General features: G+C 57.3%; 14 protein-coding genes. 6 read left to right on the top strand and 8 right to left on the bottom strand.

Going from position 1 to position 13134, the window contains the following annotated elements; genetic code table 11:
- The first annotated feature begins 50 nt into the window (after positions 1-50).
- Both trpB and AC2FJE_RS18715 read left to right on the top strand, forming a co-directional pair.
- Complete coding sequence (gene trpB, locus AC2FJE_RS18720; RefSeq protein WP_282120708.1) at positions 51-1298, top strand: tryptophan synthase subunit beta; 1248 nt, start codon at positions 51-53, stop codon at positions 1296-1298.
- Positions 1299-1348: 50 nt separating this feature from the next.
- Entirely contained in the window at positions 1349-1972 is a 624-nt protein-coding gene (locus AC2FJE_RS18715; RefSeq protein WP_282120707.1) for a class I SAM-dependent methyltransferase, read from the top strand.
- A 31-nt stretch (positions 1973-2003) separates the two neighbouring features.
- Here the strand turns inward: AC2FJE_RS18715 and hmuQ are convergent, their stop codons facing one another.
- The 8 genes from hmuQ to AC2FJE_RS18675 form a co-directional block, all read right to left on the bottom strand.
- Positions 2004-2324 (bottom strand): heme-degrading protein HmuQ, encoded by a 321-nt coding sequence (hmuQ, locus tag AC2FJE_RS18710; protein WP_282120706.1) that lies wholly within the window; start codon positions 2322-2324, stop codon positions 2004-2006.
- An 85-nt stretch (positions 2325-2409) separates the two neighbouring features.
- A complete protein-coding gene (locus tag AC2FJE_RS18705) occupies positions 2410-2787 on the bottom strand; it encodes a DUF2237 family protein (RefSeq protein WP_109312566.1) in 378 nt (125 codons plus the stop codon).
- A gap of 9 nt (positions 2788-2796) precedes the next feature.
- Positions 2797-3960, bottom strand: coding sequence for a serine hydrolase domain-containing protein (locus AC2FJE_RS18700; RefSeq protein WP_282120704.1), 1164 nt, complete (start codon positions 3958-3960; stop codon positions 2797-2799).
- 82 nt (positions 3961-4042) lie between these two features.
- Positions 4043-4723, bottom strand: coding sequence for an aminoacyl-tRNA hydrolase (pth, locus tag AC2FJE_RS18695; protein WP_282120703.1), 681 nt, complete (start codon positions 4721-4723; stop codon positions 4043-4045).
- Positions 4724-4979: 256 nt separating this feature from the next.
- Positions 4980-5636, bottom strand: a complete 657-nt coding sequence (locus AC2FJE_RS18690) for a 50S ribosomal protein L25/general stress protein Ctc (protein ID WP_058279479.1) — start codon at positions 5634-5636, stop codon at positions 4980-4982.
- 267 nt (positions 5637-5903) lie between these two features.
- Positions 5904-7070 (bottom strand): alpha-hydroxy acid oxidase, encoded by a 1167-nt coding sequence (locus AC2FJE_RS18685; RefSeq protein WP_109312626.1) that lies wholly within the window; start codon positions 7068-7070, stop codon positions 5904-5906.
- Positions 7071-7223: 153 nt separating this feature from the next.
- Positions 7224-8015 carry a tryptophan synthase subunit alpha gene (gene trpA, locus AC2FJE_RS18680; RefSeq protein ID WP_058279481.1) on the bottom strand — a complete coding sequence of 264 codons (792 nt, stop codon included), beginning with the start codon at positions 8013-8015 and terminating at the stop codon, positions 7224-7226.
- A gap of 78 nt (positions 8016-8093) precedes the next feature.
- Entirely contained in the window at positions 8094-8579 is a 486-nt protein-coding gene (locus tag AC2FJE_RS18675; protein ID WP_496757579.1) for an acyloxyacyl hydrolase, read from the bottom strand.
- Positions 8580-8778: 199 nt separating this feature from the next.
- Between AC2FJE_RS18675 and ychF the strand changes: the two genes are divergently transcribed.
- The 4 genes from ychF (at position 8779) to AC2FJE_RS18655 (ending at position 13133) form a co-directional block, all read left to right on the top strand.
- Positions 8779-9876, top strand: a complete 1098-nt coding sequence (gene ychF, locus AC2FJE_RS18670) for a redox-regulated ATPase YchF (RefSeq protein WP_108860977.1) — start codon at positions 8779-8781, stop codon at positions 9874-9876.
- Between the two features lie 7 nt (positions 9877-9883).
- The gene (locus AC2FJE_RS18665) at positions 9884-10393 is read left to right on the top strand and encodes a GNAT family N-acetyltransferase (RefSeq protein WP_496757577.1); all 510 of its coding nucleotides are present in this window, start codon (positions 9884-9886) and stop codon (positions 10391-10393) included.
- Positions 10394-10462: 69 nt separating this feature from the next.
- A complete protein-coding gene (locus AC2FJE_RS18660) occupies positions 10463-11344 on the top strand; it encodes a LysR family transcriptional regulator (RefSeq protein ID WP_496757576.1) in 882 nt (293 codons plus the stop codon).
- An 85-nt stretch (positions 11345-11429) separates the two neighbouring features.
- Positions 11430-13133, top strand: coding sequence for an NAD(P)H-dependent oxidoreductase subunit E (locus tag AC2FJE_RS18655; RefSeq protein WP_496757574.1), 1704 nt, complete (start codon positions 11430-11432; stop codon positions 13131-13133).
- Position 13134 lies beyond the last annotated feature (1 nt).

Below are 13134 nucleotides of genomic sequence, written 5' to 3'. Positions count from 1 at the left end.
AAACCTGGCAGCACCTCCTATGAACAACGGGTACGACGAGGGAGACACCCATGGCCAACGATCTATTCAATTCCTTCATGTCCGGTCCCGACGAACAGGGCCGGTTTGGCATCTTCGGCGGACGGTTTGTCAGCGAAACGCTGATGCCGCTGATCCTGTCGCTTGAAGAGGAATATGAGAAGGCCAAGGATGATCCGACCTTCTGGGCCGAGATGGACGATCTGTGGGCGAACTATGTGGGTCGCCCCTCGCCGCTGTATTACGCGGAACGCCTGACCGAGCATCTGGGCGGCGCGAAAATCTATCTGAAACGCGACGAACTGAACCACACGGGCGCGCATAAAATCAACAACGTGTTGGGCCAGATCATTCTGGCGCGGCGCATGGGTAAAACCCGGATCATCGCGGAAACCGGTGCGGGGCAGCACGGCGTGGCGACAGCTACCGTCTGCGCCAAATTCGGCCTGAAATGCATCGTTTACATGGGCGCACACGACGTTCAGCGTCAGGCGCCCAACGTATTCCGTATGCGTTTGCTGGGTGCCGAAGTGATTCCGGTGACCTCGGGCCGTGGCACGCTTAAGGACGCGATGAACGACGCGCTACGTGATTGGGTGACCAATGTGCGCGACACGTTCTACTGCATCGGCACTGTGGCGGGCCCGCACCCGTATCCGGCGATGGTGCGTGATTTCCAGTCGATCATCGGCAAGGAAGCTAAGGAACAGATGCAAAAGGCCGAAGGCCGTTTGCCCGACACGCTTATCGCCGCCATCGGCGGTGGGTCGAATGCGATGGGCCTGTTTTATCCGTTCCTTGACGACAAGAGCGTCAACATCATCGGTGTTGAGGCGGGCGGTAAAGGCGTGAATGAAAAGATGGAACATTGCGCCTCGCTGACCGGTGGTCGTCCGGGTGTGCTGCACGGAAACCGTACCTACCTGCTGCAGGATGATGACGGCCAGATCCTCGAAGGCTATTCGATCTCGGCCGGTCTGGATTACCCTGGTATTGGCCCCGAGCATTCTTGGCTGAATGATATCGGTCGCGCGAACTATGTCTCGATCACCGATAAAGAGGCGCTGGAAGCGTTCCAGCTGTGCTGTGCAACCGAAGGTATCATCCCCGCGTTGGAGCCCAGCCACGCGTTGGCGCATGTCATGAAGATCGCGCCGGAACTGCCCAAGGATCACCTGATCTGCATGAATATGTGTGGTCGCGGCGACAAGGACGTTCAGACGGTCGCCAAATACCTGAACTTTGATATGTCCGACACCGAAGGCCGTTCGGCCGGATAACGCGCGCCCGGGGCTTTGCGCCCCGGGTCTTTCATGCCACGCTGCGTGGTATGCAGGACGCGTCCAGTTCAGATAAACTCGCTCAAAAGTACGATGCCGCAGCCCCCGGCTGGGCGGATAAGATGCGTCTGCTGGGCTATTTTGATGCCTATCTGGGGTTTCTATCGATCGGTTCAGCGGATGATCTAGGCCGGAACGGGCTGGATGTGGGGTGCGGGACAGGTGCTTTTGCCGAGGCACGGGCGGTCATTCAGCCCGAAGCTCGAGTCACTCTGCTCGAGCCGTCCGGGAAAATGCTGAAACAGGCCGAGGGTGCGCTGGCCCTAAGGGGCGTTACAACCCATACCGCGCGATCCCGGTTGGAGGATTTTCCACCAGCCCAGCCTTTTGATTGCGTTCTGGCAGCCCATGTCCTTGAGCATTGCGATAACCCTACCGATGCCCTGCGCCACATGCGCAGGCAGGCCGCGCCTGCGGCAAAGCTGTGGTTGGTCGTCAGTAAACCACACTGGTGCAACGCGATTATTTGGCTTCAATGGCGTCACCGGTCGTACAGACCGCAACAGGTGGCCAAGATGCTTAAGGAGGCGGGGTGGGTGTTGGAGGCGGAGCACAGTTTTCCAACTGGTCCGCCCTCGCGCACATCGCGCGGCTATCTGGCCCGCGCCGTGTAAACATCAATCCGGTGTTGGCGACATGGATTGATCAGCTCTGATGCAAAACCGTTTCGAACCCCTCGAACTGAGGTGGTCCCATCAGAGCCGACTGCGTCTTGCCGTTGCCTGCATTCTTGTGCGCATCGCGGAATTGTTCGGATTTGGTCCAGGCCTCGAAATCGCTGCGATTGTCCCAAATCACGTGGCTGGAATACAGCCGATACCCGTCGCCTTCGGGGCCTTTCAGAAGGCGGAACTCCTGAAATCCTTGCAGTTCTTTCAACCGGCTTTCGCGGTCTTTCCAAACGGATTCGAAATCGGCTTCGCTGCCCAAACGGACTTTGAAGCGGTTCATGGCGATAAAGCTCATAGCCTACCTCGTTTTTTGACGGTTTCGCGCTTGCTAAACAAAGTGTCGGCTGGCGGGTTTCTTTGATGTCTTTTTACCCCTGAGGTCAATCAGGTTCGACGGCATTTTCACGTAAAATTCCAATAGGGACGATGTCCAATGCCCGCTGATGCGTGGCCTCCAGATCAACCTTGGGCGCGCAGCCCTCGTCATGGGCCTGCAGGAACCGCCCGGCACACAGGCACCAGTTGTCACCGGGCTTGAGACCGGGAAAATCGAACTCGGGGCGCGGTGTGCTCAGGTCATTGCCGACATACTTGGAATAGGCCAGAAACTCGGCCGTCATGACCGCGCAGACCGTGTGACTGCCCTGATCTTCGGCGCAGGTGTTACAGGCCCCGTCCCGAAAAAAACCGGTCTGTGGATCGCGGGAGCAGGGGGCAAGGACGCCCCCCAGAACGTTTATGCTGTCCAGTTTTTGCATGGGCACACCTTACAGGCTTTGGGCGATTGTGCGGAACATTTCTATGTTTGTTTCGTTGACGCCATCGTCACGGAAACTGCGATCAGCCCCGGTTGAAACGATAACAACACCACGCGGTTGGTCGAAATAGATGTACTGACCATAAACGCCACGGGCCAGAAACTCGCCTTCATGCGCGCCGACGGGGATCCACCACTGGTAGCCATACCCGATCTCTCCGGCTTCGGTCGGGGCGCTCGGAAAAACGGATTCCGCAATCCATTCGGCGGGCACGATCTGCTGGCCATTATGCTCGCCGTTTTGCAGGATCATCTGTCCAAACCGGGCAAAGTCGCGAGTAGTGAAGTTCAACCCGCCCAAGACGAAAGCCACGCCAGCACCGTCGGTGACATAGTAGCCGTCGCGTTCAAGGCCCAGAGGTTCAATGATCTTTTCGGTCAGCAAGTCAGCCACAGACCGATCCGTCGCACCGCGAACAACCATGCCGATAACGTGTGTGTCGATCGAGACATATTGCCATGTCTCGCCGGGCTCGACGAAGGTTTCGTTCAGCGAGGCGGCAAAGTCATCCAGCTCTCCACCCAGGGCGACGACGCGACCCATTCGGTTGATGTCGGAGTTGTAGTCCAGATAGTCCTCGTCGAAGGTCACACCGCTGGCCATGTTCAGAACATTGCGGATCGTTGCGCCGTCATAAGCGGTGCCCTGCAGTTTCGGGGCGTATTTGACCACCGGATCGTCCAGCGAGTCGATGGCGCCTTCGGCCATCAGGATGCCGAACAGGGCGGACAGATAGCTTTTGGCGACCGACCAGGATATCCGGCGATCCTCGGGGGCGGTCCCCAAATAGTATTCTTCGAACCTGATCTGCCCGTCCTGCATCACCAGCAAAGAGGTTACAGCCCGGTCTTCGACCCATTTGTCCGTGCCCTCGGGCAGGTCAAAACCGGGGCCGTAGGGCAGTTCGAATGTCGCACCTTCCCCCCTTGGCAGGTCGACAGTCAGGAAGGCGTCATCCATGTGAGAGAAGTTGTGAATGATCTTTTCTTCGGAAAACAGAGAGTTCACGGCCATCAGGCGCTGAATCTCTTCACGCTTCCAAACGCCAACGACCACCGCTGCCAGCACCAACATCAAAACGATGCGCAGCACCCATTTCATCAGGGTTCGCATATGTTACCTCCCGCTTTTGGTGTGCATTGGAGCGCGGACTGGCGCAGTTCGCAATTGAGACGTAGCGGCAACATCGTTGGCCTTACTTGAACTTGTCCATCAGTTTTTGCATGGCGGACCTGGTGTCCGCCTCGGGTTCAGGCGTAGCTGCAGCGACCGATTTCGAGGAGGCCGCAGCGGTTTTTGATGACCGTGGCGGTGCGGTGCGCAATGCGACCGCGTTCATGAATTTGCCACCATCGCCATCTGCCAAATGACCGGCACCTTCGGAAACCCCCCGTAAGACGTCTTCCAGCCAATCCGAATCTGCCTTAGCAAAGTCACTCAGGACATAAGGCGAGACCAGTTCCTTACGGCCCGGATGCCCAATGCCCAGACGAACTCGATCATAGGCCGGGCTGATATGGTCATGGATCGACCGCAGACCGTTATGCCCGGCGTGACCTCCACCTGCTTTCGCACGCACCTTACCGGGCGCAAGATCCAGCTCGTCGTGAAAAACGGTCACATCGGTTGAGTCCAGCTTGTAAAAGCGCATAGCCTCACCCACGGATTGACCCGAGCGGTTCATGAAGGTTTGTGGCTTGATCAGCAGCACCTTTTCCGAGCCCAACCGCCCCTCGGCGATTTCTGCCTGGAACTTTGATTTCCACGGGCGGAAACCGTGATCGTCGGCAATCCTGTCCAGTGCCATAAAGCCGATATTGTGCCGGTTCCGGGCATATTTCTGCCCTGGATTGCCCAGTCCGACAAAAAGTTTCATGGTTCTGCTCCGCGCGTCATTGTACGACTTGTTTCCTCATGCCTCGAATTGGATCGGAATTCCAGTGAGACTTCGTCTGCCATTGCCTGTCGCTAACAGCAGCAGGTGAGGCGCGCCTGGCCAGTAGGGGCCGTGATTTCAATCCGCCAGAGTGAATGCCGGAGCCGGCGGCAAGCTAGCGCGAAGATCCGCATTCGACAAAAAAACGGGGCTCCAAAGGAGCCCCGTTTCAAATTCAAGGTACTGAAACCTGAACTTATTCTTCGGCTTCCTGACCGACGACTTCAACTTCGTCTACGGCCACTTCGCCCTCTTCACCCTCTTCGTCATCATCCGTTACCAGACCGGTCGGTGCCGAGATGTTCGCGATCACGAAGTCACGATCGATGGTCGGCTTGGTGCCTTCGGGCAGGTCGACCGACGAAATGGTGGCAACGTCGTTGATGTTCATGCCGGTCACGTCAACAGTGATCTTCTCAGGAATATCACCTGCGGTGCACAGCAGTTCGACTTCCGGACGGACAACGGTCAGAACGCCGCCCTTCTTGATGCCGGGTGCTTCTTCCTCGTTGATGAACTCAACCGGGATAAACAGCGCGATCTTGGTGGTGCGACGCAGGCGCATCAGATCCAGGTGGGTCGGCAGGTCTTTGACGACGTCACGCTGAACGTCGCGGCAGATGACGCGAACGTCTTCCTGGCCTTCAACTTTCAGGTTCCACAGGGTCGACTTGAACCGGCCAGCTTTCAGGCGCTTGAACAGTTCGTTGAACGGGATCTGAATCGGCAGCGGTTCTTTGTCGCCACCAAATACAATGCCCGGAACCATGCCGTCGCGGCGTGCCTGACGAGCGGCGCCCTTGCCTGTCCCCGTCCGTTCCAGAGCTACGAGATCAGGAATCTCTCCAGCCATGATAATTCTCCAATGTTAGGGCGGGCATCCTCCAAGGCTGTATGCCCGCGTGAAGCCGCGTCCTTAGCTTGAATTGTCAGGTTTGAAAAGGGGTTTTTAGCGGTCTTCATACTTTGCGAGGCTCTGCCTCGCGCTCCGGGATATTTGGGGCCAGATGAAGAGCTGATCCCCAGCTTCATCTGGCAAAAAATATCCCAGGGGATTCGCAGTTTGCTGCAGTGGGCGTAGAGCCCCGTTTAACATGGTTTGCTGCAAGGTTTTGCGAGATCAGGCCTGCCAACGACCGCCGAAATCCTCGGGGATCAGCAGGTTGTGACGACCCAGACTACTCACATCCCGCTCGCCGCACAGGGCCATCGTGGTATCCAGCTCTTTGTGGATGATATCCAGCGCGGTGGTGACACCTTGTTGGCCCATCGCACCCAGCCCATAGACAAAAGCGCGACCGATGTAAGTGCCTTTGGCCCCAAGTGCCAGCGCTTTGAGAACGTCCTGCCCAGACCGGATGCCGCTGTCCAGATGGACTTCGACGTCGTCACCAACTGCGTCCATGATTTCAGGCAAAACGCGGATCGAACTGAGCGCCCCGTCCAACTGTCGCCCGCCGTGGTTTGAAACAACGATGGCATCTGCGCCCAGCTTAGCCGCCATCTTCGCGTCTTCGGCATCCAGAATGCCTTTCAGGATCACCTTGCCGCCCCATTGTTCCATCAGCTTTTCGACCTTTTTCCAATCGAGGCTGGGGTCGAATTGCTCGGCCGTCCACGCGCCCAGCGATGAGGCGTCAGAAACGCCTTCGGCATGACCAACGATATTGCCAAATTCGCGCCGATGTGCGCCTAGCATTTCTATCCCCCAAGCCCATTTAGTCATGAGGTTTGCGATTGTCTTGGCTGTCAGTTTCGGAGGCGCGGACAAGCCATTTTTCAGATCTTTATGGCGCTGCCCCAGAATTTGCAGGTCCAGGGTGATCACCAATGCGGAACAATTGGCATCCTTGGCGCGCTGTATCAGGCGACCGACGTAATCCTGATCCTTCATTGCATAAAGCTGAAACCAAAAGGGTTTGCTTGTATGCCCTGCGACATCCTCGATCGAGTTGATCGACATGGTCGACAGGGTGAAGGGCACGCCGAATTCCTCAGCAGCCTTTGCGGCCTTCATCTCACCGTCCGCGTGCTGCATGCCTGTCAGGCCCACTGGGGCCAAAGCCACCGGCATCGCAACATCCTGCCCGATCATCTGCGATGCGGTCGAGCGCCCGTCCATGTCCACGGCGACCCGCTGGCGCAGCCTGATATCTTCGAAATCTGAGCTGTTGTCGCGGAAGGTCTGTTCGGTCCAGCTGCCGCTTTCGGCATAGTCGAAAAACATGCGCGGCACGCGGCGTTCGTAGATGCGTTTCAGATCGTCGATATTGGTAATGACGGGCATGAGGTTCGGCCTTCGCAGTATTGGTGATGTTTGTTACCAACCATTTGAGGCCCTCGCAACGCTGGGACGTTGTGAGGCAACGTCAAGTATCCCGGGGCAACAAAAAACGCGGCCGGACATGGCCGACCGCATTGAAATTTGATCAGGCTTCGCTTAGGCCGAGTGGGCGCCGTCAGCCAGAGATTTCACGAAATCCAAAACTTCGCCGGTGGGCTTGCCCGCAGCGATCTGGCTGACGATAGCAGAGCCAACCACAGCACCATCAGCAACAGTTGCGATTGCCTGTGATTTTTCAGGTGTATTGATCCCGAACCCGACGATCACTGGTAAATCGGTTGCGGATTTGATGCGGGCGACCTCGGGGCCAACATTTGTGGCTTGGGCTTCGGCCGCACCCGTAATGCCGGTGATCGATACGTAATACACAAAACCCGACGTGTTCTGCAGAACGCGGGGCAGGCGTTTGTCATCGGTGGTTGGCGTGGCCAGACGAATGAAGTTCAATCCAGCAGCCTGCGCAGGCAAGCACAGTTCTTCGTCTTCCTCGGGCGGCAGGTCGACGACGATCAGACCGTCAATTCCGACCTCTTTGGCATCTGCAAGGAACTTATCGACGCCGCGGCTGTAGATCGGATTGTAGTAGCCCATCAGCACAATCGGAGTGGTGTCGTCGGTCTCGCGGAAAGCTCGGGCCAGATCCAAAGTCCGCTGCAAAGTCATGCCGCTGTCCAGTGCGCGTTGACCGGCGGCTTGGATCGTCGGGCCGTCTGCCATCGGATCGGTAAAGGGCAGACCCAGTTCGATGACATCGACACCTGCGCCGGGCAGGCCCTTTACGATTTCAAGCGAGGTTTCGAAATCCGGGTCACCGGCCATGATGTAGGCGACGAACGCCTTCTTTCCCTGTTCTTTCAGAGCGGCGAACTTGGCGTCGATACGGGTCATAAGCTGTCCTTGCAATCAGGTTCAGGCCTGATGTGCAGAAACTTTGAGGGGAAATCAATCCCGCCGAGGCAGATTGCTTCAGAACGCGTAATGATACCGCAGCAAAACGGAGTTGACGCCCGGGTTATCGTCCTGTGTGCTTGCGTTCGATTTGTGAGTAATTGCCAGGGACACGCTGTTGCCGTTGTTCAATGTGTAACCGAGGCCCAGCAAGCTACGAATCTGGAATTCACCACCCAGATCGTTGAGTGCGTCACCTTCTGAAAAATACCCGGGCATAACGCTTCCTTCGACGAACCAACGGTCGGCAAAGGTGTATGTCCCGATCAGGCCAATCCCGATATGAACGTCGGCGGCGGTATCTATGGTCAGGGCACCACCCCATGTGGCGGAAAAACGCGTGGCCTCGTGAAAGGGACGGTGATGGTATTCGAGCGAGATTACGGCTTCATCGTCAGAAAGGCTGTCAGAAAAATCCGAGAACCCGGCGCCAAAGACAATGGATTGAGCATGCGCCGCTTGGGCAGTTAAAAACAGCGCAACGGTAGCAGTTAAATACTTCATATCTCATATTCACTATTTGTTTGTTCACAAAGTCTTACATGGTGAGCTTAGTGTGTTGGTTTCAATCCGGGCAAGATCACGAATGCGCAACTGGGTCGTGATGTTGTAATTCGGATCGGCGGCGCCTTTTGCAGTCCGGCTTGCGCATTGCCTCGGACCTGCATAGAAGCAGCGCTCGAATGGTATGCAGGAGGCCGTCATGGGCTTTAAAATGGGAATCGTGGGTCTGCCGAATGTGGGTAAGTCGACCCTCTTCAACGCGCTGACCAAGACCGCAGCTGCTCAGGCGGCGAATTTCCCGTTCTGCACAATCGAACCCAATGTGGGTGATGTTGCCGTGCCCGATGATCGGCTCGACAAGTTGGCGGCGATCGCAAGCTCGAAACAGATCATTCCCACGCGGATGACCTTTGTTGATATCGCTGGTCTGGTGAAGGGCGCCTCGAAGGGCGAGGGGCTGGGCAACCAGTTTCTGGCCAACATCCGTGAAACCGACGCCATTGCCCACGTGCTGCGCTGTTTCGAAGATGGCGATGTGACCCACGTGGACGGCCGTGTCGATCCTGTGGCCGATGCCGACACCATCGAGACCGAGTTGATGTTGGCCGATCTGGAAAGCATCGAAAAGCGCCGCGCCAATCTGGTGCGAAAGCTGAAAGGCAATGACAAAGAGGCGCAGCAGCAGGAACGTTTACTGGCTGAAGCGCAGGCGATGCTGGAAGACGGCAAACCCGCGCGTCTGGTCGAAGTCTCTGACGAAGACGCCAAGGCATGGACGATGCTGCAGCTGCTGACCACAAAACCGGTTCTCTATGTCTGCAACGTGTCCGAGGAAGAAGCCGCCGAGGGTAACGAATATTCCGCCCGCGTGGCTGAAATGGCCGCGGCTCAGGGCAATTCCCACGTCATCATCAGCGCCAAGATCGAAGAAGAGATTAGCCTGCTGGAAGAAGACGAGGCGCAGATGTTCCTGGAGGAAATGGGTCTGGAAGAGCCAGGCCTCGACCGTCTAATCCGTGCCGGCTATGACCTGCTCAAGCTGGAAACCTATTTCACAGTCGGCCCGAAAGAGGCCCGCGCCTGGACCATCCGCACCGGCACCGCTGCGCCACAGGCCGCTGGTGTGATCCATGGCGATTTCGAAAAAGGTTTCATTCGCGCTGAGACGATCGCCTATGACGACTACATCGCTGCGAATGGCGAACAGGGCGCGAAAGAGGCGGGTAAGATGCGGGCCGAAGGCAAGGGCTATATCGTCAAAGACGGCGATGTGATGCACTTCTTGTTCAATACCTGAGCGCCGATTGACCCTGCGTGAAGCGGACCATTCAGATGCGTCGAGCATCGCTGCGATCTCGATTGAAGTCTGGATCGGCACCTATCTCAAACGCGGGGTTAGCGGTTTTTTCGCGGATTACGCGCTGACCGAGTTCACGCCAGCGCGTATCGCTGCCCTGATCAGCGATCCGGAAGAGTTCATTCTGGTGTCGAATAATTCACAGGGGATCGACGGGTTCATTCGCGTCTCTCCGGGCTGTGATGCCCCCGTCGCGGGGTGGTCGGGTATGGAAATTTCGACATTCTATGTTCAGCCGCGTCATCACGGCAAAGGGATCGGCACGCGCCTGCTTACGGCAGCACTGACGCATTGCCGAGAGCAACGGGCCGGTTCCGTCTGGTTGACCACCAATGCAGAAAACGATCCGGCCATCGCCTTCTATCTGGCCAATGGTTTTGTACAGATTGGCGAAACCCAGTTCCAGATTGCGGATCAGGGCTATCTCAACAATGTCTATGCCTTGTCTTTGACCTGAACACATCGCTTTCCCCCAACGTAAAAGGCGCTAATCTGGGTTTCTGGCCTCACCTTGGGATACCGAAAAATGATCGAAATCCGCGACCTGCAATTGCTTAGCGCCTTGGCCCGGCATCGCCATTTTGCCAAAGCGGCAGAGGAATGCGGGATTTCTCAGCCAGCGTTTTCCATGCGCATTCGGAATCTCGAGGACCGGCTGGGTGTCTCCATCGTGCGCCGCGCCAACAGGTTTCAGGGTCTGACGGAAGAAGGCGAGATGATCGTCCAACGCGCGCGACGCATTCTGGATGAGACAAAGGCGCTGGAACAGCAGGTTCTGGCCTCGAAGGGTGAGATTACCGGGACACTCAAACTGGGGGTGATCCCAACCGCTATTGCCTTTACCGGTCGGCTGATCAAGCGGCTGCATCAGGCGCATCCGCGCGTTGTCACACGGATCGAAACCATGTCGGCCTCGTCCATTCAGCACCGGTTGGATGAGGGTAGTCTGGATGCGGGGATCACTTATGGCGACAGCATTGGCACCGACTTGCGGCAGGTGCAGCCGTTGTACGAAGAGACTTACGTGCTGTTGATCCCGTCACATATGACCGCAGAAATCGGGCCGATCCCATGGACACAGGTCGCCGAGTTTCCACTCAGCCTGCTTGAGCCGCAGATGCAGAACCGTCGCATTCTGGACCGCATCTTTGCTGAGCAGGGCCTCCACCCCCAAGTGGTCGCTGAAACCAGTGGCTTTACCGCCTCAATGGTCATGGCGCGTGAAGGGCTGGCAGCCACCGTTGTCCCCCGCGTTCTGGTTCGGGCGCTGGGTGAACTTAAGGGTACGAAAGTGCTGCCTCTGGTCGATCCTGTTGTAAGTAAACCGATTTGTCTGGCCACCTTAAGCCGAGACCCGGAATTGCCAACGGTTGGGGCTTTGCGCGCTGTTGTGACGTCTTTGCGGTGATAAGGTGTCGTTATCGTGCGATAGCGATAAGCGATTTGACGATATACTATTCTGATGAGACACGGAGCCTTAATCGGAGGGCATCATGGCACCATTAGATACCAAGCCATCAGGCGCACCCAAGGGCGTCTGGAAGTCAGGTAAAGGCAAAGGGCGGCATACGCCCAAAGGCCGTCAGTTCACGGATGAGGCGCAGGCCGAGATTGCGCGCCTACTGGGCGACCGCCTGCGTCGTCGCGATCTGTTGATCGAATTCCTGCATTTGATCCAGGATGAGCACGGCCATATCAGCGCCGACCATATCGCCGCGCTGGCGGTTGAGATGCGGATCGGTCAGGCCGAGATCTACGAGACCGCGACGTTTTATGCCCATTTCGACGTAGTGAAAGAAGGCGAGGTGCCGCCGCCTGCGTTGACGATCCGTGTCTGCGACTCTCTCTCCTGCGAAATGGCCGGTGCCCAGCAGTTGCAGAAGGCGCTGGAAGATGGCTTGGATGCATCCGAAGTGCGTGTGGTGCGCGCACCTTGCATGGGGCGTTGCGATACGGCCCCGGTGCTTGAGATTGGTCACAACCACATCGACCAAGCGACGCCTGAAAAGGTGCAGGCCGCAATTGCCGCCGACGACACCCACGCCCATCTGCCCGAATACGAGACCTTTGCTGCTTATGAGGCAAACGGTGGCTACGCCAAGCTGAAAGAGTTGCGCGAGAGCGGCGACTGGGAGAAAGTACAAGAAGACGTTCTGTCCTCAGGCCTGCGCGGTCTGGGTGGTGCTGGCTTCCCGTCCGGCAAAAAATGGGGCTTTGTTCGCATGAACGAAGGCACCCGCTATCTGGCCGTGAACGGTGACGAGGGCGAGCCCGGTACCTTCAAAGACCGTTATTATCTAGAGCGTGCGCCGCATGTTTTCCTTGAGGGTATGCTGATCGCTGCTTGGGCGGTCGAGGCAGAGACGTGCTTCATCTACATGCGTGACGAATACCCGGCGGTGCTGGAAATCCTCGCCCGCGAGATTGCCGCGTTGGAAGAGGCCGGGATCGTCGAAAAGGGTTACATTGACCTGCGCCGGGGTGCTGGTGCTTACATCTGCGGTGAAGAATCCGCGATGATCGAGTCGATCGAGGGTAAGAAGGGCCTGCCGCGCCACCGTCCTCCGTTTGTGGCGCAGGTTGGGGTCTTTAATCGTCCGACCTTGGTGCACAATGTCGAGACGCTGTATTGGGTCTCGAAGATCTGCCGCGAAGGGCCGCAGATTCTGAACTCTGTCGAAAAAAATGGTCGCAAGGGCCTGCGCAGCTATTCAATCTCGGGGCGGGTGACCAAGCCGGGTGTTTACCTGCTGCCTGCGGGTTCGACCATATTGGACGTGATTGAGGCCGCTGGCGGCATGATCGAAGGTCAGACCTTCAAAGCGTATCAGCCGGGTGGCCCGTCCTCGGGTCTGCTGCCTGCGTCGATGGACGATATCCCATTGGATTTTGACACGCTGCAGCCACATGGCACCTTTATCGGATCCGCCGCTGTGGTGGTTCTGTCCGATCAGGACACCGCACGCGATGCAGCGCTGAACATGCTGCGCTTCTTCGAAGATGAAAGCTGTGGGCAGTGCACGCCTTGCCGGGCGGGCTGCGAAAAGGCTGTGAAGCTGATGCAGGCTGACAAGTGGGATCAGGATCTTCTGGAAGATCTGTGCCAGGTCATGGGCGATGCCTCGATCTGCGGTCTGGGGCAGGCGGCCCCGAACCCGATCCGTCTGGTCATGAAACACTTTGCTGACGAAATCTGAG

The sequence above is a fragment of the Ruegeria sp. CDSC002 genome, from assembly GCF_059610905.1.
This window is presented reverse-complemented; position numbering and strand designations above follow the sequence as displayed.

What these genes read in the sequence shown, in the direction of transcription:
- trpB (WP_282120708.1), top strand. Translation starts at nt 51, where the DNA reads ATGGCCAACGATCTATTCAATTCCTTCATGTCCGGTCCCGACGAACAG.
- AC2FJE_RS18715 (WP_282120707.1), top strand. Translation starts at nt 1,349, where the DNA reads ATGCAGGACGCGTCCAGTTCAGATAAACTCGCTCAAAAGTACGATGCC.
- hmuQ (WP_282120706.1), bottom strand. Translation starts at nt 2,324, where the DNA reads ATGAGCTTTATCGCCATGAACCGCTTCAAAGTCCGTTTGGGCAGCGAA.
- AC2FJE_RS18705 (WP_109312566.1), bottom strand. Translation starts at nt 2,787, where the DNA reads ATGCAAAAACTGGACAGCATAAACGTTCTGGGGGGCGTCCTTGCCCCC.
- AC2FJE_RS18700 (WP_282120704.1), bottom strand. Translation starts at nt 3,960, where the DNA reads ATGCGAACCCTGATGAAATGGGTGCTGCGCATCGTTTTGATGTTGGTG.
- pth (WP_282120703.1), bottom strand. Translation starts at nt 4,723, where the DNA reads ATGAAACTTTTTGTCGGACTGGGCAATCCAGGGCAGAAATATGCCCGG.
- AC2FJE_RS18690 (WP_058279479.1), bottom strand. Translation starts at nt 5,636, where the DNA reads ATGGCTGGAGAGATTCCTGATCTCGTAGCTCTGGAACGGACGGGGACA.
- AC2FJE_RS18685 (WP_109312626.1), bottom strand. Translation starts at nt 7,070, where the DNA reads ATGCCCGTCATTACCAATATCGACGATCTGAAACGCATCTACGAACGC.
- trpA (WP_058279481.1), bottom strand. Translation starts at nt 8,015, where the DNA reads ATGACCCGTATCGACGCCAAGTTCGCCGCTCTGAAAGAACAGGGAAAG.
- AC2FJE_RS18675 (WP_496757579.1), bottom strand. Translation starts at nt 8,579, where the DNA reads ATGAAGTATTTAACTGCTACCGTTGCGCTGTTTTTAACTGCCCAAGCG.
- ychF (WP_108860977.1), top strand. Translation starts at nt 8,779, where the DNA reads ATGGGCTTTAAAATGGGAATCGTGGGTCTGCCGAATGTGGGTAAGTCG.
- AC2FJE_RS18660 (WP_496757576.1), top strand. Translation starts at nt 10,463, where the DNA reads ATGATCGAAATCCGCGACCTGCAATTGCTTAGCGCCTTGGCCCGGCAT.
- AC2FJE_RS18655 (WP_496757574.1), top strand. Translation starts at nt 11,430, where the DNA reads ATGGCACCATTAGATACCAAGCCATCAGGCGCACCCAAGGGCGTCTGG.